The sequence below is a fragment of the Roseixanthobacter psychrophilus genome (assembly GCF_043195195.1).
GTDB lineage: Bacteria > Pseudomonadota > Alphaproteobacteria > Rhizobiales > Xanthobacteraceae > NCEH01.
In genome coordinates, this window is sequence record NZ_JBAFWT010000004.1 from 39,600 (window position 1) to 66,553 (window position 26,954).

18 protein-coding genes are annotated in these 26,954 nt (G+C 66.5%); 9 read left to right on the forward strand and 9 right to left on the reverse strand.

Annotated elements, in window-relative coordinates; translation table 11 throughout:
- Window positions 1–192: 192 nt before the first annotated feature.
- The 3 genes from V5F77_RS05795 (at window position 193) to V5F77_RS05805 (ending at window position 3,192) form a co-directional block, all read left to right on the forward strand.
- Window positions 193–1,926: a sensor histidine kinase gene (locus tag V5F77_RS05795; protein ID WP_429004389.1), complete on the forward strand. Its 1,734-nt coding sequence runs from the start codon at window positions 193–195 to the stop codon at window positions 1,924–1,926.
- A gap of 128 nt (window positions 1,927–2,054) precedes the next feature.
- On the forward strand, window positions 2,055–2,333 hold the full coding sequence (locus V5F77_RS05800; protein WP_429004390.1) for a con-10 family general stress protein: 279 nt from the start codon (window positions 2,055–2,057) through the stop codon (window positions 2,331–2,333).
- A gap of 268 nt (window positions 2,334–2,601) precedes the next feature.
- The gene (locus V5F77_RS05805; RefSeq protein ID WP_429004391.1) at window positions 2,602–3,192 is read left to right on the forward strand and encodes a sigma-70 family RNA polymerase sigma factor; all 591 of its coding nucleotides are present in this window, start codon (window positions 2,602–2,604) and stop codon (window positions 3,190–3,192) included.
- A gap of 109 nt (window positions 3,193–3,301) precedes the next feature.
- On the opposite strand, the gene V5F77_RS05810 is transcribed toward V5F77_RS05805, so the two are convergent.
- From V5F77_RS05810 to V5F77_RS05840, 7 genes are all read right to left on the reverse strand, one after another.
- On the reverse strand, window positions 3,302–4,927 hold the full coding sequence (locus V5F77_RS05810) for an ABC transporter substrate-binding protein (RefSeq protein ID WP_429004392.1): 1,626 nt from the start codon (window positions 4,925–4,927) through the stop codon (window positions 3,302–3,304).
- A gap of 133 nt (window positions 4,928–5,060) precedes the next feature.
- Complete coding sequence (locus V5F77_RS05815) at window positions 5,061–5,966, reverse strand: ABC transporter permease (RefSeq protein ID WP_429004393.1); 906 nt, start codon at window positions 5,964–5,966, stop codon at window positions 5,061–5,063.
- Window positions 5,966–6,910, reverse strand: coding sequence for an ABC transporter permease (locus tag V5F77_RS05820; protein ID WP_429004394.1), 945 nt, complete (start codon window positions 6,908–6,910; stop codon window positions 5,966–5,968). Before V5F77_RS05820 ends, V5F77_RS05815 begins: the two co-directional genes overlap by 1 nt.
- Window positions 6,907–7,950, reverse strand: a complete 1,044-nt coding sequence (locus V5F77_RS05825) for an ABC transporter ATP-binding protein (protein ID WP_429004395.1) — start codon at window positions 7,948–7,950, stop codon at window positions 6,907–6,909. Before V5F77_RS05825 ends, V5F77_RS05820 begins: the two co-directional genes overlap by 4 nt.
- A 1-nt stretch (window position 7,951) precedes the next feature.
- Window positions 7,952–9,031, reverse strand: a complete 1,080-nt coding sequence (locus tag V5F77_RS05830; RefSeq protein ID WP_429004590.1) for an ABC transporter ATP-binding protein — start codon at window positions 9,029–9,031, stop codon at window positions 7,952–7,954.
- A 527-nt stretch (window positions 9,032–9,558) separates the two neighbouring features.
- Entirely contained in the window at window positions 9,559–12,714 is a 3,156-nt protein-coding gene (locus tag V5F77_RS05835) for a multidrug efflux RND transporter permease subunit (RefSeq protein ID WP_429004396.1), read from the reverse strand.
- Complete coding sequence (locus V5F77_RS05840; RefSeq protein ID WP_429004397.1) at window positions 12,711–13,874, reverse strand: efflux RND transporter periplasmic adaptor subunit; 1,164 nt, start codon at window positions 13,872–13,874, stop codon at window positions 12,711–12,713. Before V5F77_RS05840 ends, V5F77_RS05835 begins: the two co-directional genes overlap by 4 nt.
- Window positions 13,875–14,128: 254 nt before the next feature.
- On the opposite strand from V5F77_RS05840, the gene V5F77_RS05845 reads away from it, so the two are divergent.
- Genes V5F77_RS05845 through V5F77_RS05870 form a run of 6 tightly spaced genes read left to right on the forward strand, consistent with a single transcriptional unit; the run spans window position 14,129 to window position 23,575 of the window.
- Window positions 14,129–14,674, forward strand: coding sequence for a sigma-70 family RNA polymerase sigma factor (locus V5F77_RS05845; protein WP_429004398.1), 546 nt, complete (start codon window positions 14,129–14,131; stop codon window positions 14,672–14,674).
- A gap of 3 nt (window positions 14,675–14,677) precedes the next feature.
- Window positions 14,678–15,157 carry a hypothetical protein gene (locus tag V5F77_RS05850; RefSeq protein ID WP_429004399.1) on the forward strand — a complete coding sequence of 160 codons (480 nt, stop codon included), beginning with the start codon at window positions 14,678–14,680 and terminating at the stop codon, window positions 15,155–15,157.
- Window positions 15,154–15,672 (forward strand): periplasmic heavy metal sensor, encoded by a 519-nt coding sequence (locus tag V5F77_RS05855; RefSeq protein WP_429004400.1) that lies wholly within the window; start codon window positions 15,154–15,156, stop codon window positions 15,670–15,672. Before V5F77_RS05850 ends, V5F77_RS05855 begins: the two co-directional genes overlap by 4 nt.
- A 43-nt stretch (window positions 15,673–15,715) precedes the next feature.
- Window positions 15,716–17,161, forward strand: a complete 1,446-nt coding sequence (locus tag V5F77_RS05860) for an MdtA/MuxA family multidrug efflux RND transporter periplasmic adaptor subunit (RefSeq protein WP_429004401.1) — start codon at window positions 15,716–15,718, stop codon at window positions 17,159–17,161.
- A gap of 46 nt (window positions 17,162–17,207) precedes the next feature.
- Entirely contained in the window at window positions 17,208–20,297 is a 3,090-nt protein-coding gene (locus V5F77_RS05865) for an MdtB/MuxB family multidrug efflux RND transporter permease subunit (protein ID WP_429004402.1), read from the forward strand.
- Window positions 20,294–23,575, forward strand: coding sequence for an efflux RND transporter permease subunit (locus tag V5F77_RS05870; protein ID WP_429004403.1), 3,282 nt, complete (start codon window positions 20,294–20,296; stop codon window positions 23,573–23,575). The genes V5F77_RS05865 and V5F77_RS05870 overlap by 4 nt, the downstream gene beginning before the upstream one ends.
- Window positions 23,576–23,892: 317 nt before the next feature.
- Here the strand turns inward: V5F77_RS05870 and V5F77_RS05875 are convergent, their stop codons facing one another.
- Together V5F77_RS05875 and V5F77_RS05880 are read right to left on the reverse strand one after the other, a co-directional pair.
- Window positions 23,893–25,125, reverse strand: coding sequence for a CaiB/BaiF CoA transferase family protein (locus V5F77_RS05875; protein WP_429004404.1), 1,233 nt, complete (start codon window positions 25,123–25,125; stop codon window positions 23,893–23,895).
- A 286-nt stretch (window positions 25,126–25,411) separates the two neighbouring features.
- Window positions 25,412–26,908 carry an aldehyde dehydrogenase gene (locus V5F77_RS05880; RefSeq protein WP_429004405.1) on the reverse strand — a complete coding sequence of 499 codons (1,497 nt, stop codon included), beginning with the start codon at window positions 26,906–26,908 and terminating at the stop codon, window positions 25,412–25,414.
- Window positions 26,909–26,954 lie beyond the last annotated feature (46 nt).

Here is a 26,954-nt window from a genome sequence, read left to right on the forward strand (position 1 = left end):
ATAGACCGGGTTGGCCGAGATGACAGCAACGCAATCTTTCATCGCTCCGTCCGCCTTGAAATGGTTTTGTTCGGCCGGGCCGTGGCAGGTCGGGAAGGCGCGACGTGCGGGTCCAGGCGCAAAAGGTTGAGCCGGGTCGGGGGCGAGTCGCCGGGTAGGATGGGCCGTGCTGGCCGAACCACGGAGCGAGGCATGTGGTGGGTGAGAGGCGAGGCGGCTCGGGCGCGTCATCGCGAACGGGCGGCCATCTTCGCTTCTGCGGTCGGGCAGCCGCGTCATATCCTGGACAGCGTGCGCCGCAGCCTGCTCGTGGTCATCCTCCTTGCCATCACGCCCATCGCGTCCGCCAGCATGCTGCAGGGGGTGCTGCAATTGCGCCGCGCCAGCGAGGAAGCCCAGCACCGGCTTCTCCAGGGCGCGATCGCCGGGGCCGGCAGCCAGCAGAACATCTTCGCGTCCGCCGAGAACGTGCTCCAGGCGTTGAAGAATGTGCAGGCGGTGCGCAGCGCCGGGGCCGATTGCGCCGCTACCCTCTACGGCGCGACCCTGAGCCTGCCCTTCGTCTCGAATATCGCGCTCATCGGACCGGACGGGCGCGTCTCGTGCTCCGCCCTGGCGGCGCCGGGGCTGGATCTGTCGAGCCAGAACTGGTGGCGCGACGTGCTGAAGAGCAAGTCGTTCATCGTCAGCGCCCGGATCCTGAGCCCGATCACCCGCCAGGATATTCTCGCGGCCACTCTGCCACTGTACAGCCAGAACGGCACCTTCGAAGGCGCCATCGCGCTGTCCATCGATGCCGCCTGGCTGGACAATCTGCTGAAGCGCGAAACCCCGCTCAGCGACGGCGTCGCCGCGGTCCTGGCGGAGAACGGCACCGAATTGGTGTCCAACGCTCCCGGCATATCGCGCCGCCTGTTCGCCGATCGCGCGGCGGTGCGGGGCGGCGGCAGCCTGGAGGAAGCGAAGGACGAGGCCGGCCGCTCCTGGACCTTCGCCACCGCGCCGCTGGATCGCCAGGGACTGCGGGTTGCCTTCGCCAAGCCCACCGATCAATTGTTTGCCTGGACCACGCTGCATGTGGCCGTCAGCTTCGTGCTGCCGGTGGTGATGGTGCTGTTCACCATCATCGCCATCTGGCTCGCCACCGACCGGATCGTGTTGCAATGGCTGCTCTATCTGCGCCGGGTGACGGCGGTCTACGCGCAGGGCCACTACGGCTTCCGCCCCTCGCGCATGGGCGATGCGCCGAGCGAGTTCCGTGTGCTCGGCAATGCCATCGAAGACATGGCCCTCGCGGTGCGTGAGCGCGACGGCAAGCTGCGCGAGGCGCTGGCGGAAAAGACCGCCCTGGTGCGCGAGATCCACCATCGCATCAAGAATTCGCTCCAGGTGGTGGTGAGCCTGCTCAGTCTCTATGGCTCGGGCATTCCCCAGGGGCCGGATCGCCGGCGGTTCGAGCAGTTGCGCACGCGGGTGAATACGCTCGCAGTGGTGCACCGCATCCTGTTCGAGGCCAACGAAGGCTCCGAGGTGCGTCTGCGCGAGCTGCTGCGCGAGCTGGGGGCGCTTCTGGAGGGCTCGGCCGACCGCAATGTGATGGTGATCGTCGATGCCGAGGACGTCACCTTGTCCACCGACCTTGCGGTGCCGCTGGCCCTGATGCTGAGCGAGATCGTCATGGCGCTCGGCGCCAGCAAGGGGCGCCACCCGGTGCGGATCGCCCTGCATTGCGCGGCGGAGAACGGCCTCATCGTGCTGCGGGTGGAGGTGGCTGAGCCGCTGGGCGACCGCCTCGCCGAGGGCAATTCGGATCTCGCCCACGGCTTCGCCCGGCAGATGGGTGGCTCCATCTCCACCGAGGAATGCCCCACCGGGGCGCGCGTGACGGTGCGCTTCCCGCCCCGCCAGACCCGGCGCCCGGCCTGAGAAGCGACCGCCAGCGCGGCGGTAAAACGCAACATGCTCATGTTTAGTCGGAACCTGAGCCGCCCGCGTCCGTTGTGTGGGGGAGTCTCACGGAAGGGCTCATTCCCCCAACGCTAAGGAGCGAGGCGATGACGAAGGCTCAAGGAAAGGGCTCGTCCAACCGCGGCTTTGCGGCGATGGACGCCGAAAAGCAGCGTGCCATTGCCCGAAAGGGTGGTGAAAGTGTGCCTGCCGAGAAGCGCAGCTTCTCTCAGGACAGGGCTTTGGCCTCTGCCGCAGGCCGCAAGGGCGGGCAGAGCGTGGCAGACGAGGATCGTAGCTTCTCACGCGATCGCTCGCTGGCCTCGCAGGCCGGCCAAAAAGGCGGCCAAGCCTCTCATTCCGGCCGTCCCGACACGTCGCGGTGATGCCTGTCTCTTGCGGGGAAGCCGAAGTGGGCTTCCCCGCTTGTTTCTGGATCGCGCATTTTTACCGCGCGCGGGGAACTTCGTGCCCACCCGTGCGTTAGGAAGCGGAAGAAGGGATGATACGCTTCGCCACGGCTACGGTTAGGTGAGCGCCTCGCGGTGCCGTCTTCCCGGGCCGCATTCTGCCGTGATGTCTCATCCGGGCGGGAGGACTTTCGTGGTGGACGCACTGATGTGTCATCCAAAGGAAGCGGATATCAAAAGCCCCATGGATGCTGACACCGAGACTTCCGCCGCCCCTGTGGTCTTCGACCTGCGCACCCAGGTGCTCGAACTTCTCCCGGCCCTGCGCGCTTTCGCCCGCTCCTTGACCCGCAACCGCACCGAGGCGGACGATCTGGTTCAGGAGACGCTGCTGAAGGCCTTGTCGAACATCGATAAGTTCGATCCGGGCACGAATTTGCGGGCATGGCTGTTCACCATCCTGCGCAACACCTATTACACCGAGATCCGCAAGCGCCGCCGCGAGAATGACGGCATGGCGACGCTGGCCCAGCAGGATACCAATATGGGTCCGGGCCAGGAATGGGCGGTCACCCTCACCAGCCTCAAGGAAGCATTGGAATTGCTGCCGTCCGATCAGCGCGAGGCGCTGGTCCTGGTCGGCGCCGCCGGGCTGTCCTACGAGGAAGCCGCCGACGTGTGCGGCTGCGCGCTGGGCACCATCAAGAGCCGCGTCAATCGCGCGCGCGCCAAGCTGCTGACCCTGATGGGCGCGGAAGACACCGCCGACGTGGTGGAGGGGGATGCCCTCGCCATGTCCGCCGCGCGCATCACCTCCAGCAGCAATAGTACCTGACCCCAGGTGTTCGAGACGCGAACGTTCGAGACGTGAACAGGGGCGCCTGGGGCGCCCCTTTTGTGTTTCATACCATAGGCCCATGCGTGTGACTCATGGGCCGTCGGGGTCAGGAGAGCGTGGTCAGATCCTGGAACCAGTGCTGTGCCTGGGTGTAGCTCTTCACCTTCGGCGACAAGGCGTGCGGGTACACGTCGTGGACCACCCACACCTGCACCGCGTCGTCCACCACCTTCTCGTGCACCTTGGCCAGCAGCTTGTCCTGCTCGGCGGGATCGAACGTGGCGTTGATCTGGTCGCAGAGCGCGTCCACCTCGGCATTCTTGTAGTGGCTCCAGTTCACGCCCACCGGGGCAATCTGCTTGGAGCTGTAGAACCGCACGATGGCGTAGAACGGATCGCTGGTGACATAGGCGACGTTGCTGCCGGAGATCCCGGCAAGGCTCGGATCGGCCGCGCCCTTGCGCCACGCGGTGTAGGCGACTTCCTGCTCCACCGGCTGCAGCTCCAGCGCGATGCCCGCTTCCGCCCAGCTCTGCTGCACGAATTCGTTCATCGGCATGGAGAGCATCTGCCCGGTGCCGCCGGTCGGGACGATGAACTTCACCTTGAGCGGCTTGTCCTTGGAATAGCCGGCCTCGGTCACGAGCTTGCGCGCCGCGTCCATGTCATAGCGGATCTTGAAGCTCGGATTGCCGAACCAGGGGCTGGACTGGGGCACCTGCCCGACCGCCGGCACGGCGAGGCCGTTCATCAATTCCACCACCGCATCGCGGTCGATGGCGAGATTGGCCGCGCGGCGCAGGCGGACGTCGCGCCAGGGCGAGCCTTCCACCATGGAGAGATGGTAGTTCCACACGTGCGGCACCACGTTGGTGGAAATGCGCATGCCCGCCTGCTTGAGGCGCGAGACGCTGTCCGGCGCCGGGGATTCGATCAGGTCCACCTGGTTGGACAGCAAGGCGCTGGCGCGCGAGAGATCCTCGGGGATGCAGGTGAGGGTCAGCTTGTCCACCTTGGCGAGGCGCTTCTTGTCCCAATAATCGGGGTTCTTCAGCAGCTCCACGCGCACGCGCGGCACCAGTTCGCCCATCTTGAACGGGCCGGTGCCCGACGGCGCCAGCGCGAACTTCGCCCAATCGCCGCCGACCTTCTGGTACTGGGTGGGCGAGGAGATCAGGAACCACATCATCTGATAGGGGAACAGCGCGTCCACGCCCTTGGCGGTGATCTGCACCGTCATGTCGTCGAGCTTCTTGTAGGACGCGAGCGAGGGCAGGCGGGGCTTCACCTGCGCGGCCTGGCGCGCGTCGAACTGCGGCGCCTGGGTGTTCATGACCTTTTCCAGGTTCCAGATCACCGCATCCGCGTTGAACGGCGAGCCGTCATGGAATTTCACGCCCTCACGCAGCTTGAAGATCCAGTTCTTGCGGTCGGCCGGGTCGGCTTCCCAGGAGGTGGCAAGGCCGGGAATCATCTTGCCCGGACGGTCGGCGACATCGAGTTCCCAGGCCACCAGCGGGTCATAGATGGTGAGGCCGGTGAACTGATAGGCGCCGGCGCCACGGTCCGGCTGGCCGGTGGTGAGCGGCACATCCGTCATGGAGATGCCGTAGTTCAGGCTGGAGGCCGCCTGGGCGAATACCGGGCGCGGCAGGCCGCCGAGGGTCGCGGCCGCCGCCGTGACGGCGGTGCCGGTGAGCAGGGTGCGGCGCGTCAAATCGAAGGGTGGCATCGAGGACTCCTGGAAGGTTCGTGTGTTCTTGGTTCGCGTATTTTTTTGAAATCTTCGCTCGCCGGTCTGCGCCGGCCTCTGCATCCCGGAACGGCCCGCCGCCGCACCGCGACAGGCGGGCGTCGCACAGGGGCTAGTTCTTCACCTCCATGGCGCCGCGCAGCCCATCGCTGACCATGTTGAAGCAGATGGAGGTCACGAAGATGCAGATGCCCGGCAGCATGGCGAGCAGCGGCTTGTTGTAGAGCGAGGTGCGCAGCGTATTCAGCATCAGCCCCCATTCCGCCTCGGGCGGGCGGGTGCCGAGGCCAAGGAAGGAAAGGCCGGCGCCGAGGATCATGGCGACGCTGATCAGGCCGGTGGCATAGACGAAGATGGGCCCCATCACGTTCGGCAGAACATGCACGCGGATGATGGTGAACGGCCCCGCCCCGGTGGCGCGCGCCGCCTCCACATAATCGAGCGCCCGCACCCCCGCCGTGGTGCTTTCCGAAATGCGGATCAGCGGCGGGATGAACACCAGGGTCAGCGCCAGGATGGCGTTGAAGATGCCCGGCCCGAGCGCGCCGCTCACCGCCACCGCCAGCAGCACCGAGGGGAAGGCATAGAACACGTCGGTGGCGCGCATGATCAGCATGTTCAGCCAGCCGCCGGCAAAGCCCGCGATGATGCCGAGCGAGGAGCCGATGACGAAGGCGATCGCCACCGGCATGATGCCGATGAACCAGGAGAGGCGCCCGCCATAGAGCAGGCGGGTGAGCATGTCGCGGCCGAGTTCGTCGGTGCCGAGCAGATAGCCCGGCGTGCCGACCGGCTTCAGCCGCCGCGCGATGCTCCCCACATAAGGGTCGTAGGGCGCGATCAGCGGTGCGAACACGATCGCCAAAAACATGAGCAGCAGCACCAGCAGGCAGAACATGGTGGCCTTGTCGCGCAGCACGCGCTTGGCGACGCCGTGCCAATAGCCCTGCGGACGCTCGGCTTTCTCGGGTGCGAGGGTGCTCTTTGCGAGGGTGTCCTTGGCGGCAATCAGGGTCATCACCGTTTGATCCGGGGGTCGAGGAGCGCCTGGCCGAGATCGACCACGAGATTGAGCGCGACGAACAACAGCGCCAGCACCAGGATGGTGCCCTGGAGCAGCGGGATGTCGCGCTGGAAGATGGCGCTGTTCAAAAGGAAGCCGGTGCCCGGCCAGGAGAAGACGGTTTCCACCAGGATCGAGCCGCCCATGAGATAGCCGAGCTGCAGGCCCATGACCGCGAGCACGCTGGGCGCGGCATTCTTGGCCACGTGCAGCAGGATGCCGCCGCTGCGCAGGCCCTTGCCGCGCAAGGTGGTGATGAACTCCTGATGCAGGATCTCGATCACCGTGCCGCGCACTGTGCGGGCCACGAGGCCGAGCGGGATGGCGCTGAGCGTCACCATGGGCAGGATGAGGAACGGCAGGTGCGCCCAATCCCACACGAAGGTGCCGCCCGGCCCGGCGCCCATGGAGGGGGCGAGGGGATAGGTGACGGAGAACACCGCCACCAGCAGCATGCCGAGCCAATAATGCGGCACCGAAACGCCGGCCACCGCGAAGGTCATGGCGATGCGGTCCACCCAGGTGTCGCGGAACGCCGCCGCGAGCCCGCCCAGCAGCGTGCCCAGTGCGAACGCCAAGGTGCAGGCCGCCACCGCCAGAGAGACGGTGTTCTTGAGGGCCACCGACACCTCGCCCCATACCGGACGGCCGGTGGAAAGCGAGCGGCCGAGATCGCCCTGCACCACGCGGCCGAGCCAGATTGCGAACTGCTCGGGCAGGGGCTTGTCGAGCCCATAGTCGCGGCGCAACTGGGTGATCATCTCGGCCGGCGCATCGGGCGGCGCGATGGCGCTGATGGGATCGCCCGGCGAGATATAGACCAGCAGGAAACACACCAGCCCCACCGAGAGGGCGATGGGAATGGAATAGAGCACCCGGCGCACGATGTAGAAGATCATGGCGCGCGCTCCTCGGCCGCGAGGGTCAGGGCCCGGCCCGGCGCGGCGGGGAGGCGCGCGCCTGCGGGGTGGATGCAGCGCACGGCGCGCTGCGGCGCGATGGCCTCAAGGGGCGGCACGGCGGCGCGGCACGCCGGTTCGGTATAGATGCAGCGCGGCGCAAACGCGCAGCCCTCGGGCAAGGTGCGCAGATTGGGCGGCGATCCGGGAATGGCGGTGAGCCGCCGTCCGCGCGAGGCCGGGGTGACGGTGGCGCCCAGCAGGCCCTCCACATAGGGATGCTCGGGCGCCTCCAGCAGCGGCTCGGTCGGCGCCTCCTCGATGAAGCGGCCGGCATACATGACGGCGATCCGGTCGGCGATCTCGCCCGCGACCCCGAGATCATGGGTCACGAAGATGACGCCCATGCCCAATTCCGCCTGGATGCGCTTCAGCAGCAGCAGCACCTGGATCTGCACCGTGGCGTCGAGCGCGGTGGTGGGCTCGTCGGCGAGCAGCAGCTTGGGCCGCACCGAGAGCGCGACCGCGATCATGGCGCGCTGGCGCAGGCCGCCGGAGAGTTCGTGCGGATAGGCGTCGAGCCGCTGGCGGGCGGAGGGGATCTGCACCAGCTCCAGCAGGTCCAGCGCCCGGCGCTGCGCTTCCCGATGGCTCACGCCTTCATGCCGGCGGATGGTCTCGGTGATCTGCTTGCCGATGGTGAACACCGGGTCCAGCGCCGTCATGGGCTCCTGGAAGATCATGGAGACGAGGCGGCCGCGAATGGCGGAAAGGTCATGCTCGGAGGCCGCGACGATGTCGGTGCCGTCCACCTCTATGGTGCCGGTGATGCGGGTGCGCTTGGGCGGATGCAGGCGCATCAGCGAGCGCAGCGTCACCGACTTGCCGGAGCCGCTCTCGCCGAGGATACACAGCGTCTCCTTGGGCGCGAGGTCGAAATTGACCCCGTTCACCGCATGGAGGGTCGCTTCCTTCGAGACGAAGGCGACGTTCAGGTCGCGCACCTTGACCAGCGGTCGGGGGGTCTGGGATGGGGTCATGTCAGGCGGCCTGCGGCGCAAGGCTATGGCCGCTGCCGGGCTGGCGCATGAGGCAGGCGGCGAGATGCTCCGATTGCCTTGCCGGGGCGGCGACCGGCAGCAGCGCCGGACGAAGGGTGGCGCACACCCCTTCGGAAAAGGTGCAGCGCGGGTGGGAGGCACAGCCGGAGGGCGGGTTCACCGGGCTCGGCGGGTCGCCCACCAAAGGCGGTGCCTCGCGGGTGCGGCCAGCCACCGAGGGACGGCTTGCCAGCAGCGCCGACGTGTAGGGATGGGCGGCGCCGGCGAAAATCGCCTCGGCGGCGCCGAGTTCGACCACGCGGCCGAGATACATCACCAGCACTCGGTCCGAGATATACTGAACCACGTTGAGATCGTGACTGATGAAGATGTAGGTGAGGCCGAATTCGGCCTTCAGATCCATCAGCAGGTTGAGCACCTGCGCCTCGACCGACTTGTCGAGCGCGGAGACCGGCTCGTCCAGCACCACGAGGCGCGGGCGCAGGGCAAGGGCCCGGGCAATGTTCACCCGCTGGCGCTGGCCGCCGGACAGCTCGTGCGGGAAGCGGGTGGCATATTGCGCCGGCTGGAGGCCGACGGCGGCGAGCATGTCGCGGGCGACGGTGATCGCCGCCTTGCGCCCCATGCCATGCACCATGGGCGGGAAGGCGATGGATTCCTCGATGGTCAGGCGCGGATTGAGCGAGGAGAAGCTGTCCTGGAACACCATCTGCACCTGCCGGCGATAGCGCCGCAGCACCGCCGCCTCCTGCCCGACCGCCTCGCCGTCGAACACGATCTCCCCGGCGGTGGGTTCCAAGAGGCCCATGATGAGCTTGGAGGCGGTGGATTTCCCACAGCCGGATTCCCCGACGATGCCGAGGGTCTCGCCCTTGCGCACCTCGAACGAGACATCGTTCACCGCATGCACGGCGCCGGCCCGCCCGCCGAACAGCTTGCCGCGCCCGGCGAAAGTCTTGGTGAGGCCGGACACGCTCAAAAGGGCCTGTGCCGGGCCGCCGACGTCGGGCAGCGGCTGCAACGGGCTCTCGGCAAGCGGCGCCGGCAGGGGGTCGGTCATCATGGGTCCCAAGCGAATGCTGCCCCGCAGCAATGCGCCGGGGGGTGCTTTGTGCAGACGCTAACAACGCGCACCCTTGGGAGGAAGAATGTTTTCTAGGCAGTGAATGCGCAAAAAATCGGCGTTTTGAATGCAGAATTAAATATGCATCGCGCTCGACCGGCGGATTGCCGCAGGAGTGACGCTCGCATCTCGATTTGCGAAAGTTTCGTTCGACCTTTGGACGAGGGCGACCGCAGGCGGGCGCGCGATAAAAATGCAGTTCACAGACACGTGACGCTGGGTCGCCGGCGGGCCGGCCGCGACCCGGGCGGTTGTTCCCTTAGGGCAGGTGCGCGGTCGCAGGCCGTTTTTCGACCGGGCGGACGTTTGTCGTCGAACTTCTACGGAATTTGCCAATTTTTCCGCGTTACACACCCTGAACATGCGGATTTTTCCGCTGTTCTTCTCCGCCGCGCCGATGTTTCACATGAAACATTTTCCGCAAATTGCCGGCGCCTTTTCTCCCGATTTCTCCGGCGCGCGCTTCAGGTCGCCGGCGCATCGGCGCTGGATTCCGGAGCCGGAGCGGAACCCGCCGGTGCCGCCTTGCCCGCCCGCCCGCGCCGCCCCTTCCTCAGCCAGAGCTGCAGGCGGTTCATATAGAGATAGACCACCGGGGTCGTGTAGAGTGTCAGCATCTGGCTCACCAGCAGCCCGCCGACGATGGCGAAGCCGAGCGGCCGCCGCAGTTCCGAGCCGGTTCCGGTGCCGAGCATCAGCGGCAGTCCGCCCAGCAGCGCGGCCATGGTGGTCATCATGATCGGCCGAAAACGGGTGAGGCAGGCCTCGTAGATCGACTGCTCCGGCGCCATCCCCTCCTCGCGCTCCTTGGCGAGCGCGAAGTCGATCATCATGATCGCGTTCTTCTTCACGATACCGATCAGCAGCAGGATGCCGATGAGCGCGATCACGCTCAGGTCGAAGCCTGAGAAATACAGGATCAGCAACGCTCCAAGGCCCGCCGAGGGCAAGGTTGAGAGGATCGTCAGCGGGTGGATGTAGCTCTCATAGAGCACGCCGAGGATGATGTAGACGGCGATGATCGCGGCGAGGATCAGATAGGGCTGGGTGCGCAGCGAATCCTGGAACGCCTGCGCGGTGCCCTGGAACGTGCCGATCAGCGTGATCGGCTTGTCGATCTTCAGTTCCGCCTGCTTGATGGCGTCGACCGCCTGTCCCAGCGCCGTGCCGGGGCTGAGATTGAAGCTCAGCGTCACCGCCGGGAACTGGCCCTGGTGGGAGATCGAGAGCGAGGCGGTCTTGGAGGTGTCCACCTTCACGAACGCAGAGAGCGGGATCTGCTCGCCGGTACGCGGCGACTTCACATAGAGCTTGTCGAGCGCGCTTGTGTCGCTCTGCAGCTTGGGGTCGATTTCCAGCACCACATGGTATTGGGAAAGCTGAGTAAAATACTGCGCCACCTGCCGCTGGCCGAAGGCGTCGTAGAGCGTGTCGTCGATCACCTGCGGCTGGATGCCGAAGCGGGCGGCGGTGTCCCGGTCGATCTTCAGGGAGACGGTGGGCGCGCTGGTCTGCTGGTCGGTGGCGACATCCTGCAGTTCCGGCAGGCCGCGCAGCATCGCCAGCATCTTCGGCGACCATGTGTTTAGTTCCGCGAGATTGGCGTCCTGCAAGGTGTATTGATACTGGGTGCGCGCGGGGCGGCCACCCACGTTAATGTCCTGGGAAGCTTGGAGAAACAGGGCCACGCCCTCGATCTTCGCCAATTGCGGCCGCAGGCGCGCGATCACTTCGGTCGCGCTGGCGTCGCGCTGCTCGCGCGGCTTCAAGGTGATCCAGATGCGGCCGGTGTTGACCGTCTGCGAGCCGCCCGTGGCGCCGACGGCGCCGGAGACGGTCGCAACCGCCGGGTCGCGCCCGACCACGTCCAGCAGCGCCATCTGCTTCTGTGACATTGCGGCAAAGGAGATGTCCTGCGCGGCTTCCGAGAACCCCTGGATGAAGCCGGTGTCCTGCTGCGGAAAGAAGCCCTTGGGGATCACCACATAGAGATAGCCGGTGGCGGCCATGGTGCAGAACAGCGTCATCAACGTCAGGAACTGGTGGCGCAGCACCCATTTCAGGCCGCGCTCATAAGCGCCGAGCAGGCCATCGAAGAAGGCTTCGAAGGCCATGTAGAGCCGGCCGTGTTTGACATCGTGCTGGTTCTTCAGGAACAGCGAGCACATCATGGGCGTCAGCGTGAGCGAGACCACCACGGACACCAGGATGGTGATGGTCACGGTCACCGCGAATTCCCGCAGCAACCGCCCGACGATGCCGCCCATGAGCAGCACGGGGATGAACACCGCCACCAGGGACAAGCTGATGGAAATGATGGTGAAGCCGATTTCCGCCGAGCCCTTCAGCGCCGCCTCGAACGGCGCCATCCCCTCCTCGATGTGGCGATAGATGTTCTCCAGCATCACGATGGCGTCGTCGACCACGAACCCGACCGCGATCGTCAGGCCCATCAGCGAGAGATTGTCGATGCTGTAGCCGAGCGCGTACATCACCGCGAACGTTCCGATCAGCGCCATCGGCACGGTCACGCTCGGAATGATGGTGGCCCAGACATTGCGCAGGAACGCGAAGATCACCGCCACCACGAGGCCGATGGTGAGCAGCATGGTGAACTGCACGTCGTCCACCGAAGCGCGGATGGTCTGGGTGCGATCGGAGATCACCAGCACGTCGATGCCGGGGGGCAAGGCGGCTTCGAGGCGCGGGATCATGGCGTGCACGCGGTCCACGGTGTCGATCACATTGGCGCCGGGCTGCTTGAAGACGATCAGCTGGATGCCGCGCTTGCCGTTCTGCCAGGAGGCGAGGCGCACGTTCTCCGGCCCGTCGATCGCCCGCCCGATATCGCGGATGCGCACCGGCGCGCCGTTCTTGTAGGCGATGACCACCTCGTTCCAGGGCGAGGACGCAAGCAATTGGTCGTCGGCATAGATGGTGAAGCTCTGGGCGGTGCCGTCGAACGAGCCTTTCGGGGAATCCACGGTGGCGGCGGCGAGGATCGCGCGCACGTCCTCGAGACTCATGCCGAGCGAGGCGATCTTCGCCGGGTCCACCTGCACCCGCACGGCCGGCTTCTGCTCGCCGGTGATGGCCACCTGTGCGATCCCGGGCACTTGGCTGATCTGCTGGGCGAGGATGGTGTCGGCGTAATCGTCCAGTTTGGTCAGCGGATAGAGGTCCGACTGGACAGCGAGGATCAGGATCGGCGCATCGGCCGGGTTCACCTTGCGATAGGTCGGCGGGCTGGGCAGGTTCTTGGGCAATTGGCCGGCGGCGGCGGTGATGGCCGCCTGAACGTCCTGCGCCGCCGCGTCGATGCTGCGGTTGAGATCGAACTGGATGGTGATGGAGGCGACCCCCAGCGCGCTCGTCGAGGTCATCTGGGTGACGCCCGCGATCTGGCTGAACTGGCGCTCGAGGGGGGTCGAAACCGACGACGCCATGGTCTCCGGGCTGGCGCCGGGCAGGCTCGCGGAGACCTGGATTGTGGGAAAGTCCACCTGCGGCAGCGGCGCCACTGGCAGCAGGGGATAGGCGACGGCGCCGATCAGCACCAGCGCCAGCATCAGCAGCGAGGTGGCGATGGGGCGGCGGATGAAGGGGGCCGAAATGCTCATGCGCCCTTCTCGGCGCTGGCGGTGGAGACCGGCTGCGGGCCGGGCGGCATGGTCACGGTGACATGGGCGCCTGGGATCAGCTTGTATTGCCCGTCCACCACCACCCGTTCGTTGGCGGAGAGACCGGTTTCGACCACCATCTGGCCGGCGCGGCTGGGGCCGAGTGTGACGACGCGCTTCTCCACCGTTTCGTCGTCCCGCACTACATAGACATAGAAGCCATCCGGCCCGCGCTGCACCACTTGGTTCGGCACGAGGATGGCATCCTTGCGGGTGTCCACCAGCACTTGCGCATTCACGAAGGCGCCGGGCCAGAGCTTGAGATCCTCGTTGGGGAACGTGGTCTTGATGCGGATCGTGCCGGTGGCTTGGTCGATCTGGTTGTCGATCAGGGTGACCGTGCCGGTGCCGAGGAGCGTCACGCCGTCACGCCTGAAGGCAAGGACGCTCACCGGTCCGTGCGCCATGGCGGCAACCACGTCGTCGAACCGGTCCTGCGGCAGCGAGACCATCACCGAAATCGGCCTGAGCTGGGTGATCACCACCAGCCCGGACGTATCGGTTGCGTGGACGATATTGCCCTCGTCCAGCAGGCGGACGCCGGTGCGACCCGAAATCGGCGCCTTCACGGTGGTGTAGCCGAGCTGAACTTTCGCGCTGTCGATCGCCGCATCGTCGCCCTGGATCGCGGCATCATATTGGGCCACCAGGGCGTTCTGGGTATCGAGCTGCTGCTGCGAGATCGCGTTCTTGCTGACGAGCTGCTTGAAGCGATCCTGGTCGAGCTTCGCGTTGGCGAGCAGCGCCTGGTCCTTGGCCTTGGCCGCCTGGGCCTGGGCGAGGGTCGCCTGGAGCGGCCGGGGGTCGATCTGCGCCAGCACGTCGCCCGCCTTCACGTCCTGGCCCTCGCTGAAGGTAACCTTGTCCAGCTCGCCGTCGACGCGCACCTTCACGGTGACCGAATTGAACGCCTGCACCGTGCCGAGACCGGTGGCATAGACCGGAAAACTCTCCTCCCGCGTGGGCGCGGCAACCACCGGAATGGACGGCGGAGCCTTCTTGGCATTGGCGTTAGGGGCGGGCGAAGCGACCCCAAAGTGCCAAGCGAACGCGCCGGCGACCACGACGGCCGGCGTTACGACCCACACGAGACGAGGCATCAGCCGTGTTCCCTTTCCACCGCTACCGCCTTTCAACACTTGGCTTGCGCGAACCCTGCGCGGTCGCGCGCGCCTTCACGCAGCCGTGACCCTGTTGCCATCGCCGGTTCAGCGCAGGGTTTTCCGCAGCCATGTGTTGAACCCTCAAGACCGCAACGGCGGCAGGAGGCGGTGGGCTCGGCGGCGCATCGGATTGAGGAGACCCGCATGATGGTGGCATGCTGCGGCAAACGGGGGCAGGTTCGAGTACCCGGATGCCCGAAGCGAGCGACGAAGACCTCATGGCGCGCGTTGCCCAAGGGGATGAGACGGCTTTCCGTTCCCTTACCGAGCGCTATGTGGTGCGTGCGGTCGCCCTTGCGCGTCGGTTCCTCGGCAATTCTGCCGATGCCGAGGACATCGCCCAGGATGCGTTCATCGCCATCTGGCGGGCGGCGCCCCGCTGGCAGCCCAGTGCCGCATTCGGCACGTGGTTCTATCGCATCGTCGTCAATCTCTGCCTCAATCATCGCCGGCGCCGGGCCTTTGTCCCGCTGGAGGAGGCCGCCGAGGTCGCAGACGGGGCGCCGGACGCGATCGAGCGCATCTTGCGCAGCCATGAGGATCGCGTGCTCGCCCTTGCGGTCGGGGCGCTTCCAGAGCGGCAAAGGGCGGCTGTGCTGCTTACCTACTGGGAAGGGTTCTCCAACGCCCGAACCGCTGAAATTCTCGACACCTCGGTTTCCGGTGTCGAGACCTTGCTGGTCCGTGCCCGGCGCAGCCTTCGCGCCCGTCTCGGATCGGTGATGGGGGAGGAGTAGAAAATGACACGGGATGAATTTGAACATCTTCTCGCCGTGCATGGAGCGGACCTGGAGCGATGGCCGCAAGCCGCCCGCGGGCGGGCGCAGGCGCTGATACGACGGGATTCAGCCTGCGCTGCCGTGCGGGAGGCGACGGCCGCGCTCGACGCCCGCCTCGCGCGTTCAAGTGCGGCCGGTCCGACCGCCGAGGATCTCGCAGCCGGCGCACGGGTCGCCGCGCGTCTGGCCGGGATGCCTTTACCCAAGCAAACCGCCGGTGCGCCGGTGCGCTGGCTGCCGTCCTGGCTGCTGGCGCTCGACCTGCGCCCGTCCTGGCCGAGCCTCGCCGCGCTGGCCGGCATGGCGCTGCTGGGCTTCTTCGCCGGCCTCACCGTGGTGCACCCCGAGTTTCTCGATGCGGCACCGGGCCGTACCGTGGTCGCCGCGGACCTCAGCGCCATCGTCTTCGAGCCCGGCCCGACCGGCGGGAGCGCGCTGTGAGCGGCTGTGCAATCGGTAGGCTGCCTTTTCCGCCGCGCCGGATACTGCTGCTGGCATCGCTGGCCCTGAACCTGTTCTTCATCGGCCTTGCCGTGGCGGTGGGGATCCAGGAGACGCGGGAACGCGCTGCGCCGGCTGCGGCGGCGCCGCTCGACCGCAGCCCGGCAGCGCGCATCGACCGCCTCGCGGCTGCCCTTCCGCCGGCCGACGGGCAGGCACTGAAGACGCGGTTTTTGGCCGCATCGGGTGCGATCGACGCGGAGCAGCTCGCCTCCCGGACAGCGCAGGATACGGTACGCCGCGCCCTTGCAGCCGAACCCTTCGACGCGGCCGCCGCCGATGCCGCCCTTGCCCGGCTGCGGGAGACGCGGCGCACCCTGTGGCGCACGCTGCATGAAATCATCGTTGGCGCGGCCGGAGACATGTCGGCCTCGGGCCGCGCGCGGCTGGCAAGCTGGGTTCCACCCGAGGAGAGCGGGCGTGACGCCTCGCCCGAACCACAATCGAGGCGATGATGCAGAGCACGCGCCCGGCACGCCCAAGAAATCTGGTGACACCATGAACGACCCCCGCCCGCTGCGCGATTTGCGCGGCGAACCCATCACCCTCGCGCCCGAGGCGGCGCCCGATGTCGCTCACAAGCGCCGGGGGCGGTTTCTTTGGTCGTTCCTGGTGTTTCTGGCTTTGCTTGCGCTGGTGGGCGCGGGCTTCCTCATCCGGCCGCAGCAGAGCGCCGCGCCTGCCGGGCGGGGCGGGTTCGCCGGGATGGCGATCCCCGTGGCGACCGCGGTGGCGCACACCGGCGACATGCCGGTGACGCTCACGGCCCTTGGCACCGTCACCCCGCTCACGACCGTGACGGTGAAGACCCAGATCAGCGGACGCCTGACCAATCTCTTCTTCACCGAGGGACAGGAAATCCAGGCCGGCGCACCGCTGGCCGAGGTTGATCCGCGCCCGTATGAGGCGGCGCTGAAGCAGGCCCAGGGCCAACTCGCCCGTGACCAGGCGCAGCTCAAGAATGCGCAGCTCGACTTCAACCGCTACACCCAGCTGGTGGCCAAGAATGCCGCTTCCCAGCAGCAGGTGGACACCCAACAGGCGCTGGTGCAGCAATTTCAGGGCACGGTGGAAATGGACGAGGCGCAAGTGCGCACCGCCGAGCTGAACCTGGAATATTGCCACATCACAGCGCCGGTCACCGGCCGCGTCGGTCTGCGGCTGGTCGACCGTGGAAACTATGTCCAGGCGGGGGATTCCACCGGCATTGCCGTAATTGCGCAGATCAAGCCCATCACCGTGCTGTTTTCGCTGCCGGAGGATCGTGTTCCCACGGTGCTCAAGCGCATGTCGACGGGTGCCGAGCTGCCGGTGACCATCTATGACCGCAACCGGCGCGCCAAGCTTGCCACCGGCAAGCTGGTGACGGTCGACAACCAGGTGGACGTGACCACCGGTACGGTGAAGCTGAAGGCCCAGTTCGACAATGCCGACGAAGCGTTGTTTCCGAGCCAGTTCGTCAATGTCGATCTGCTGGTGGATACACTCACCGGCGTCACGCTCATTCCCTCGGCGGCGGTGCAGCGCGGTGCGCCGGGCACCTATGTCTATCTGGTCCAGCCGGACAATAGCGTGAGCGTGCGCAAGATCGTGCTCGGCCCCTCCGACAGCGGCAGCATCGTCGTCACCGAAGGTCTTGCTCCCGGCGACAAGGTGGTGGTGGACGGGGCCGACAAGCTGCGCGAAGGCACGAAGATCAGCGAGCCTGACGCGAAAGGCGGCGCGGGCCACCCTGCCGCTGTCCCCAGTCCCGAGGGTCGCCAACGCCGCAATCCCAACGGGCAGGGCGCGGCTGCGCCCGCAACCACCCCTGCACCGGCAGCGCCCGCTCCGGGCGGCGTTCCGGCGGCCGGGCCCAGCATCGCGCCTCCCGCGCCCCCGAGTGCCGCGAGCGGCGCATCTCAAGGCGGGGCACCGGCGGCGCCCCAGGGCGGCGCGCAATGAGCTGCGCACGGCTCGGGCGGGAACCGTCGGGGTGGGAGCCAGCGGCGTGAACCCCTCCCAACCCTTCATCGTCCGGCCAGTGGCCACCTCCCTGCTGATGCTGGCGCTGCTGCTGGTCGGCATCGTCGCCTTCCGCTTCCTTCCGCTCTCCGCCTTGCCGGAGGTGGACTATCCCACCATTGCCGTGCGCACCTTCTATCCCGGTGCCAGCCCGGAGGTGATGACCTCCTCGATCACCGCCCCGCTGGAACGCCAGCTCGGGCAGATGCCGAACCTCAAGCAGATGTCCTCGTCCAGTTCGGCGGGCGCCTCGGTCATCACGCTTCAGTTCGGCCTCGACCTGACCCTCGACGTGGCCGAGCAGGAGGTGCAGGCGGCGATCAACGCGGCCGGAAACCTGCTGCCGTCCGATCTTCCGGCTCCGCCCATCTATGCCAAGGTCAATCCGGCCGACGCGCCGATCCTGACCCTCGCCGTCACCTCGAAGACCCTCGCGCCTACCGAACTGCAGGACCTCGCCGACACACGGGTGGCGCAGAAGCTGTCCCAGGTGGCGGGCGTCGGCCTCGTCACCCTGTCCGGCGGACAGCGGCCGGCGGTGCGCATCCGCGCCAATATCGCCGCTCTGTCAGCTTACGGGCTCAATATCGACGATCTGCGCACCAGCATCGCCAATGCCAATGTGAACACGCCGAAAGGCAGTTTTGACGGGCCCATGCGGGCCTATTCGGTGAATGCCAACGACCAGATCCGCGATCCCGCGGTCTATAGCGACCTTGTCATCGCCTATCGCAAAGGCGCACCGGTGCGCCTCTCCCAGGTGGCGGAGGTGATTGCCGGGGCAGAGAACGACAAGCTCGCCGCCTGGATGAATACGACCCCCGCCATCATCCTGAATATCCAGCGTCAGCCGGGCGCGAACGTGATCGCGGTGGTGGACGATATCAAGGCGCTGCTGCCCGAACTTACGGCCAACCTGCCATCGAGCGTCGACGTTGCCGTGCTCACAGACCGCACCACCACCATCCGTGCCTCGGTGCGCGACGTGGAATTGGAGTTGGTGCTGGCCCTGGTGCTGGTGGTTCTGGTGATCTTCGTATTCCTGCGGAACATCCCCGCGACCGTGATCCCGAGCCTGTCGGTGCCGCTCTCCATCGTCGGCACCTTCGCCGTGATGTATCTGGCGGGCTTCAGCCTCAACAATCTCTCGCTCATGGCGCTGACCATCGCCACGGGCTTCGTGGTGGACGATGCGATTGTCATGATCGAGAACATCGCCCGCTATATCGAGATGGGGATGAAGCCGTTCGACGCGGCGCTGAAGGGCTCGGCGCAGATCGGCTTCACCATCGTGTCGCTGACCGTTTCGCTGATCGCGGTGCTGATCCCGCTGCTATTCATGGCCGATGTGGTGGGGCGGCTGTTCCGCGAATTCGCCATCACGCTCGCGGTCACCATTTTGATCTCGGCCGTGGTCTCGCTCACCCTCGTGCCCATGCTGTGCGCGCGCCTGCTGAAGGCGCGCCCGTTGGACGCGGGGCCGCGCAAGCGCACCTGGTTCGATAGCGTGATCTCCACCTATGGCACCATGCTGCGCGTGGTGCTGCGCCACCAGGTCCTCACCTTGCTGGTGGCGGTAGCCACCCTGGCGCTGACGGTCGCGCTCTATGTGGCGATCCCGAAGGGCTTCTTCCCGGTGCAGGATACGGGTCTGATTTCCGGCGTCTCGGAAGGCCCGCAGTCCATTTCCTATGCCGGCATGGCGGAACGCCAGCAGGCGCTCGCCGCAGCCATCCTCAAGGACCCGGACGTCTCCGCTTTGTCGTCCTTCATCGGCGCCGACGGCACCAATGCCACTCTCAATACCGGCCGCTTCCTCATCGAGCTGAAGCCCAAGGGCGAGCGCACCTCAAACGTTTCGGCCGTGATCCGCCGCATCACGGCCGCCGTTGCCGGGATCTCGGGTGTCTCGCTCTATTTGCAGCCGGTGCAGGATCTGACCATCGACGCCACCTCGGGGCGGGGCCAATACACGTTCGTGCTGCAGGATACCGACCCGGCCGAACTTTCCCTGTGGGTGCCGCGCCTGCTCGATCGCCTGTCCCGCAGCCCGGAACTCGCGGATGTCACCAGCAACCTGCAGGACCGGGGCCTTGCCGTGGACATCACGGTGGATCGCGACACCGCCGCTCGGTTCGGCATCACCATGGCGACGGTGGACAATGCGCTGTACGATTCCTTCGGTCAGCGCATCATCTCCACGATCTTCACCCAGACCAGCCAATATCGGGTGATCCTGGAGGCCGACCCGGCCTTGCAGACCACGTTGAAGTCCCTCGAAACGGTGTATCTGCCGGGCTCGAACGGCGCCCAGGTGCCGCTGTCCGCCATCGCCACCATTACCGAGCGTCCGGCCCCGCTGCAGATCAGCCATCTCAGCCAGTTTCCCGCGGTGACCGTCTCGTTCAACCTCGCGCCGGGCGTGTCGCTGGACGCGGCGGTGGCGGCCGTGCAGCAAGCGGAGCGGGACATCGGCCTGCCGGAGAGCGTGGTCACCTCGTTCCAAGGTGCCGCTCTGGCTTTTCAGGCGGCGCTGGGCAACGAACTGCTGCTCATCCTCGCCGCCATCGTCACGGTCTACATCGTGCTGGGCGTGCTCTATGAAAGCTACATCCACCCCATCACCATTCTCTCCACCTTACCCTCGGCCAGCGTCGGCGCGCTGCTGGGCCTGATGGCGATGGGCGGCGAACTCGACATCATCGGCATCATCGGCATCATCCTGCTGATCGGCATCGTGAAGAAGAACGCGATCATGATGATCGACTTCGCGCTCGATGCGGAGCGCAACCAGGGCCTGCCGCCTGCCGAGGCGATTTACCAAGCCTGCCTGCTGCGCTTCCGGCCGATCCTGATGACCACGCTGGCGGCAATGCTCGGCGCGCTGCCTTTGATGCTCGGTTCGGGCGCGGGCTCGGAACTGCGCCAGCCGCTCGGCGTCGCCATCGTCGGCGGGCTGGTGGTGAGCCAGGTGCTCACCTTGTTCACCACGCCCGTCATCTATCTTGCCTTCGAAAATCTTGCGCGGCGCCTGTCCGGGCGGCCCCGGGCGGCGGCGCTGGAACCGGCGGAATGAACATCTCCGCGCCCTTCATCCGCCGTTCTGTGGCGACCACCCTGCTGACCCTTGGGTTCGCAGCGGCGGGGGCGCTCGCATTCTTCCATCTCCCGGTCTCGCCGCTGCCGGAGGTTGACCTGCCGACAATCCAGGTCACGGCCTCCATGCCGGGGGCCAATCCCGAGACCATGGCTTCGACAGTCGCGACGCCGCTGGAGCGCCATCTCGGACAGATCGCCGATGTCAGCGAGATCACCTCCACCAGCACGCTGGGGTCGAGTCGCATCACCCTGCAGTTCGGCCTCGACCGCGACATCGACGGCGCGGCGCGCGACGTCCAGGCCGCCATCAACGCGGCCCGGGCGGACCTGCCGGCGGCGTTGCGCAGCAATCCCACCTATCGCAAGGTCAATCCCGCCGACGCGCCGATCCTGATCATGGCGCTCACGTCCAAGACGTTGAGCCGCGGCCAATTGTATGATTCCGCCGCCACCGTACTCCAGCAGAAGCTCTCCCAGGTGAAGGGCGTCGGGCTGGTGACCATCGGCGGCTCCTCGCTGCCGGCGGTGCGGGTCGAGATCAATCCCCATGCCCTGTTCCAATATGGCATCGGCCTGGAGGATATTCGCGCAGCGCTCGCCTCCGCCAATGCCAACGCGCCGAAGGGGGCGATCGAGGACGGCGACAAGCGCTATCAGATCTACACCAACGACCAGGCGCACGAGGCGGCGGCCTATCGCAACCTCGTCGTCGCCTACCGTAATGGCGCGCCGGTCCGCTTGTCAGAAGTGGCGGACGTGCTGGATTCGGTGGAGAATGTCCGCAACGAGGGCCTCGCCGACGGCAATCCCTCGGTGCTGCTGATCCTCTCACGCGAGCCGGGCGCCAACATCATCGAGGCGGTGGAGCGGGTGAAGGCGGTGCTGCCGGAACTGCGCGCGTCGATTCCCGCCGACATCGACCTGTCCATCGCCATGGACCGCACCGGCTCGATCCGCGCCTCGCTGCATGATGTCGAGCTCAGCCTGGTGCTGGCGGTGATCCTGGTGGTGGCGGTTGTGCTGGTGTTCCTGCACGATTGGCGCACCGCGCTCATTCCGAGCGTCGCCGTGCCGGTATCGCTGATCGGCACGTTCGGCATCATGTATCTGCTGGGCTACAGCCTCGACAATTTCTCGCTGATGGCGCTGACCATCGCCACCGGCTTCGTGGTCGACGACGCCATCGTGGTGCTGGAGAATGTGACCCGGCACGTGGAAGCCGGCATGTCGCGCATGGAGGCGGCGCTGGTCGGAGCGAAGGAGGTGGGCTTCACCGTCCTCTCCATGAGCGTTTCGCTGATCGCGGTATTCATCCCCATCTTGCTAATGGGCGGCATCGTCGGGAAATTCTTCCGCGAATTCGCGGTCACGCTGTCGGTGACGATCCTGGTGTCGCTGGTGGTCTCGCTTACCCTGACGCCGATGATGTGCGCGCGCCTCATCGCCCTCCCGTCCAGCAAGCCGCCGGGGCGGGTGGCACGTTGGGGAGGAGCGGTTTTCGCCGCCGTGATCCGGGGATATGACGTGACCCTCGGCTGGGCACTTCGGCACCGCCTGTATGTTTTCGCGATCCTGGTGGCCACGGTGGCGCTCAACGTCCACCTGTTCACCGTGGTGCCGAAGGGCTTCTTTCCGCAGCAGGATATCGGCCAGATCGTTGGCGGCATCCAGGCCGATCAGAGCATTTCCTTCCAGCTCATGCGCCAGAAGCTCGGCCGCTTCGTCGAGATCGTGAAAGCCGATCCGGCGGTGGCGAGCGTGGTGGGCTATACCGGCGGATCGCAGACCAATTCGGGCTATTTGTTCATCGCCCTGAAGCCGCGCGACGCGCGGGACGCCAGCGCCGATGAGGTGATCGCGCGTCTGCGGCCCAAGCTCGGCAAGGTTCCTGGCGCGACCTTGTTCCTTCAGGCGATGCAGGACGTGCGCGCCGGGGGGCGGCAGAGCAATGCGCAATACCAATACACGTTGCAGAGCGACGACCTCGACCTGCTGCGCGAATGGACCCCCAAGATCACCGAAGCTCTGCGCACGCTTCCTGAAATCGCCGATGTCAATTCGGATACGCAGGAGAAGGGGCTGGAGGTCGACCTCAAGATCGATCGCGATACGGCGGCGCGGCTCGGCCTCTCCATGAGCCAGATCAGCAATACGCTCTATGACGCCTTCGGCCAGCGACAGGTGTCGACCATCTATGCACCGCTGAACCAATATCACGTGGTGATGGAGGTGGCGCCGGCCTATTGGCAGGACCCGCGCACGCTCGACGACATCCGCATTTCCACCTCCGGCGGCGCGCTCGCGGGCAGTGCGTCGACGGCGGCCCTGGCGGCGGTCTCCACCCAACTCACCGGCTCGGCCGATGCGCTCTCCGCCGATGCGGTCCGCAACGCCAACACCAATCGCATCGCGAATTCCACGAAGTCCGGCGCCTCGACCGGGGCGGCGGTGAGCACCAAGTTCAATCTGTCGGTCCCGCTCTCGGCTTTTGCCACCTTTGGTCCGGGCACCACGCCGCTGGCGGTGAACCATCAGGGCCTGTTCGCAGCCAGCACGCTGTCGTTCAATCTCACGCCCGGCCATACGCTCGGCGAGGCGTTGGCCGCCATCAACCGGGAGATGACCCGCATCGGCGTGCCGTCAAGCATCCACGGGACTTCGCAGGGCACCGCCAAGTTGTTTCAACAATCACTCGGCACCCAGCCGCTGCTGATCCTGGTGGCTCTGGTGAGCGTCTATGTGGTGCTCGGGATTCTCTACGAAAGCTTCGTGCATCCGCTCACCATCCTGTCCACCTTGCCGTCGGCGGGGGTCGGGGCGGTGCTGGCTTTGATTGTATTCAAGAGCGAGTTCAGCCTGATCGCCCTGATCGGGGTGATCCTGCTGATCGGAATCGTGAAGAAAAATGCCATCATGATGGTGGACTTCGCCCTGGAGGCGGAGCGGACCCGCGGGCTCTCGCCGGAGGCGGCGATCCGCGAAGCCTGCCTGCAGCGGTTCCGCCCGATCCTGATGACGACTCTGGCCGCGATCTTCGGTGCGGTCCCGCTCGCCCTCGCCTCGGGCACGGGCGCCGAGCTGCGGCATCCGCTCGGCATCACCATCATCGGCGGGCTCATGGTGAGCCAGGTGCTCACGCTCTACACCACGCCGGTGGTCTATCTGTTGCTCGACCGCCTGCGCCGCCGTCCGTCACGCACTGCGCCCGAGGCGGGAATGGGACGCGCCACGCCGCCCCTCGCCCCGGCGGAATGAGGGGCGTGCCGTAGAGGCAAAGGTGCGACAGGCGTGTAGACAACAAAAAAGCCCCGCTGACGCGGGGCTCCCTGTCTCAAGCTATGCTCCGGGGTCGGAGTACATCCGTCCGTCCCCCAGGTCGCCGTCTCCGGCGCCACTGCTGAGGCCTTGGTGTATAGAGACGCATTGCGGCGACAGGAAGGCGCTCATCTCGAAACGACGGACCGACAGGGGCGGACGCCCCGAGGGGGCGGTTATGAAGACTGTTCCACCATTTGCACGGGACGGCTTGCTTCTGCGCCATTCCGGCCCCGCCTTGACGCCCTCTCCTGAGATCAGCGGATGATGCCCTTGGCGGCCAGGGCCGCGCGTTCTTCCGGGCCATAGCCGAGGCGGTCGGCGAGGATGGCGGCGCTCGATGTGCCGAGGCCCGGCGGCATGCGGCGCACCGGCAGGCGCGTGCCGTCAAGGCGATAGGGCGGCGCCAGCACCCGCGGGCCGGTCTCGCCGTCCTCAGCTGCTTGCGGCACGTCCTGCGCCTCGACCACCAGGCCGGCAGCACGCGCGCGCTCGGAGGTGAGAGCGGCATGCAATCCAAGCACCTCGCCGCAGGGAATGCCGGTCGCGTTGAGGCGCGCCAGCAGGGCCTCGCGCGGCCAGCGGGAGAGTTCGGCATCCACCAGCGGCACCAGGATGGCGCGGTTGCGGGCGCGGTCGAGATTGGTGGCGAAACGGGGATCCTCGAACAGGTCCATGCGCTCGATCACGCGCTCGCAGAAGCGCCGATACTGGGCATTGTTGCCGACAGTCATGACGATCGGCCCGTCGGCGGTGGGGAACACGCCATAGGGCACGATGGAGGGATGGGCATTTCCCACCGGCGGCAAGTCCGCCTGTCGGGCCAAGGCTTCCAGGCCGTAATAGGAGGTCAGCGCGATGCCGCAATCATAGAGCGCGAGTTCCACCTCGCGGCCCTGTCCCGTGCGGGTGCGGGCGAACAGGGCGGCCAGAACCGCCTGGGCGGCGAACTGGCCGGTGAACAGATCCACCGCCGCCACGCCGAACTTCAACGGGGGGCGGCCGGGCTCGCCATTGAGGGCCATCAGGCCGGTTTCGCCCTGGACCACCAGATCGTATCCGGGCCTTGAGGCTTCCGGTCCGTCGGAATCATATCCGGCGATGGAGCAATAGATCAGGCCGGGATTTTCGGCGCGCAATTGCGCGTAGCCGAGGCCGAGTTTCTCGGCCCCGCCGGTCTTGAAATTCTGCACCACCACATCGCTTTCGCGGGCCAAGGCCTTGACGATGCTGAGCCCTTCCGGGGTTGCGAGATCGACGCCGATGGAGCGTTTGTTGCGGTTGACGCTGTCGAAATAGGAGGTGTTGGTGCCGGCGGTGGGTACGCCCCAGTCGCGGGTATCGTCGCCTCTCGTGGGATGTTCCACCTTGATGACGTCGGCGCCGAGGTCGGCGAGGACCATGGCGCACCAAGGGCCGGCGAGGATGCGCGACAGGTCGAGAACCTTGATGCCCGTAAGCGGCAACCCATCGTGACCCTCTGCACTCATCTGCCCGTCTCCCCATGCGAACCGAAGCGCCGCAAGCGCTTTTCGCCATCCACCGGCTTCCGGAGAGGAATTCAAGCGGGAATTTTCAAGGGCGGGTTTCAGGCCCCGGGAGCGCCCGCAAAGCCTGTGTTTTCGGTAAATGTTTCATGTGAAACATCGGCCCGGCGCGGAAGAACGGCGCGGACAAGCGGCGAATTCCGCGTGTTCTGCGCCCGAAATTCAAAATTCCGAAGAAGTTCAGGGCCGATGTCCGCGCCGGCCGCCCGTCGACCGGCGCGGGAGGGGATCAGGCGGTATATTTGATCCAGATGGTCTTCAGCCCGGTATATTTGTCCAGCGCGTGGAGCGAGAGGTCGCGCCCGAAGCCGGATTGGCGGAAGCCGCCGAACGGCGTCATGGGCGTGGTGGCGTCCATGGTGTTCACCGAGACCGTGCCGGCGCGCAGCTTGTCGGCGACGCGGTGGGCGCGGGAGAGATTGTCGGTCCACACCGAGGCGGCGAGGCCATAGATGGTGTCGTTGGCGATGGCCACCGCTTCCGCCTCGCTGTCGAACGGCGTGATGGCGAGCACCGGCCCGAAGATCTCCTCCTGCGCCAGCGGATCCTTGGGCGTGACGCCGGCGAAGATGGTGGGCGTCACATAGCAGCCGCTGCCGTTGAGGGTCACCTGCTCGCCGCCCTGCACCAATTGGGCGGTCTTCTTGCCCTCGGCGATGAAGGACATCACCCGCTCGGTCTGCTTGGCATCCACCATGGCGCCCATGGTGGATGAGGGGTCGAGCGGATCGCCGGGGGCGACCTTGCCGGCGCGCTCGATCATCTTCTCGACGAAGGCATCGTGGATCGAGCGCTCCACCAGCAGCCGCGAATTGGCCGAGCACACTTCGCCCTGGTTGAAGAAGATGCCCGAGGTGGCCATGTCGGCGGCGGCGTCGAGATCGGCGCAATCGGCGAAGATCAGATTGGGGCTTTTGCCGCCGCACTCCAGCCAGACCTGCTTCATGTTGGACTGGCCGGAATATTCCAGGAAATACTTGCCCACTTCCGTCGAGCCGGTGAAGGCGAGCACGTCCACATCCATGTGCAGGCCGAGCGCGCGGCCGGCGGTCTCGCCAAATCCCGGCACCACATTGAGCACGCCCTCGGGCAGCCCGGCCTCGATGGCGAGTTCCGCGAGCCGCAAGGCGGAGAAGGCGGATTGCTCCGCCGGCTTCAGCACCACGCTGTTGCCCGCCGCGAGAGCCGGCGCGCATTTCCAGGAGGCCATGTCGAGCGGGAAATTCCAGGGCACCACGGCGCCCACCACGCCGAGCGGGGCGCGCCGCACCAAGGCGAGGTCGCCGGGGGCCGTGGGGGCCACCTCGTCATAGACCTTGTCGATCGCCTCGCCATACCATTGGAACACGCCGGAGGCATTGGTGACGTCGATACTGGCGGCTTCCACCACCAGCTTGCCCATGTCCAGGCTATCGAGCAAAGCAAGTTCCACTCGGTTGGCGCGCATCAAATCGGCGAGCTTCAGCAGCACCGCCTTGCGCTCGGCCGGCGCGGCGCGCGACCACACGCCCGATTCGAACGATCTGCGCGCCGAGGCCACCGCGCGGTCGATGTCCGCCGCACCGCCGCTCGCCACGTGGGCCAGCACCTGCCCGGTGGCGGGATTGGTCGCCGCGAAAGTCTCGCCGGAGGCCGCAGGCGCCGTCTTGCCGTCGATGAACACTTGGGTCCGGAAGCTGAGGGCCGCTGCCGCCGATTTCCACTGCGCGAAGCTCATATCATTCATGTGCCAAACCCTCGGCCTTGCTGCGTCGGGCTAAGCTTTCACATTG

Bases quoted from the DNA above. Each gene is read 5' to 3' on its own strand.
- V5F77_RS05860 (WP_429004401.1), top strand. From the start codon at position 15,716: ATGAACGACCCCCGCCCGCTGCGCGATTTGCGCGGCGAACCCATCACC.
- V5F77_RS05825 (WP_429004395.1), bottom strand. From the start codon at position 7,950: ATGACCCCATCCCAGACCCCCCGACCGCTGGTCAAGGTGCGCGACCTG.
- V5F77_RS05810 (WP_429004392.1), bottom strand. From the start codon at position 4,927: ATGCCACCCTTCGATTTGACGCGCCGCACCCTGCTCACCGGCACCGCC.
- V5F77_RS05815 (WP_429004393.1), bottom strand. From the start codon at position 5,966: ATGACCCTGATTGCCGCCAAGGACACCCTCGCAAAGAGCACCCTCGCA.
- V5F77_RS05845 (WP_429004398.1), top strand. From the start codon at position 14,129: ATGCCCGAAGCGAGCGACGAAGACCTCATGGCGCGCGTTGCCCAAGGG.
- V5F77_RS05805 (WP_429004391.1), top strand. From the start codon at position 2,602: ATGGATGCTGACACCGAGACTTCCGCCGCCCCTGTGGTCTTCGACCTG.
- V5F77_RS05850 (WP_429004399.1), top strand. From the start codon at position 14,678: ATGACACGGGATGAATTTGAACATCTTCTCGCCGTGCATGGAGCGGAC.
- V5F77_RS05875 (WP_429004404.1), bottom strand. From the start codon at position 25,125: ATGAGTGCAGAGGGTCACGATGGGTTGCCGCTTACGGGCATCAAGGTT.
- V5F77_RS05870 (WP_429004403.1), top strand. From the start codon at position 20,294: ATGAACATCTCCGCGCCCTTCATCCGCCGTTCTGTGGCGACCACCCTG.
- V5F77_RS05840 (WP_429004397.1), bottom strand. From the start codon at position 13,874: ATGCCTCGTCTCGTGTGGGTCGTAACGCCGGCCGTCGTGGTCGCCGGC.
- V5F77_RS05820 (WP_429004394.1), bottom strand. From the start codon at position 6,910: ATGATCTTCTACATCGTGCGCCGGGTGCTCTATTCCATTCCCATCGCC.
- V5F77_RS05880 (WP_429004405.1), bottom strand. From the start codon at position 26,908: ATGAATGATATGAGCTTCGCGCAGTGGAAATCGGCGGCAGCGGCCCTC.
- V5F77_RS05800 (WP_429004390.1), top strand. From the start codon at position 2,055: ATGACGAAGGCTCAAGGAAAGGGCTCGTCCAACCGCGGCTTTGCGGCG.
- V5F77_RS05795 (WP_429004389.1), top strand. From the start codon at position 193: ATGTGGTGGGTGAGAGGCGAGGCGGCTCGGGCGCGTCATCGCGAACGG.
- V5F77_RS05835 (WP_429004396.1), bottom strand. From the start codon at position 12,714: ATGAGCATTTCGGCCCCCTTCATCCGCCGCCCCATCGCCACCTCGCTG.
- V5F77_RS05830 (WP_429004590.1), bottom strand. From the start codon at position 9,031: ATGACCGACCCCCTGCCGGCGCCGCTTGCCGAGAGCCCGTTGCAGCCG.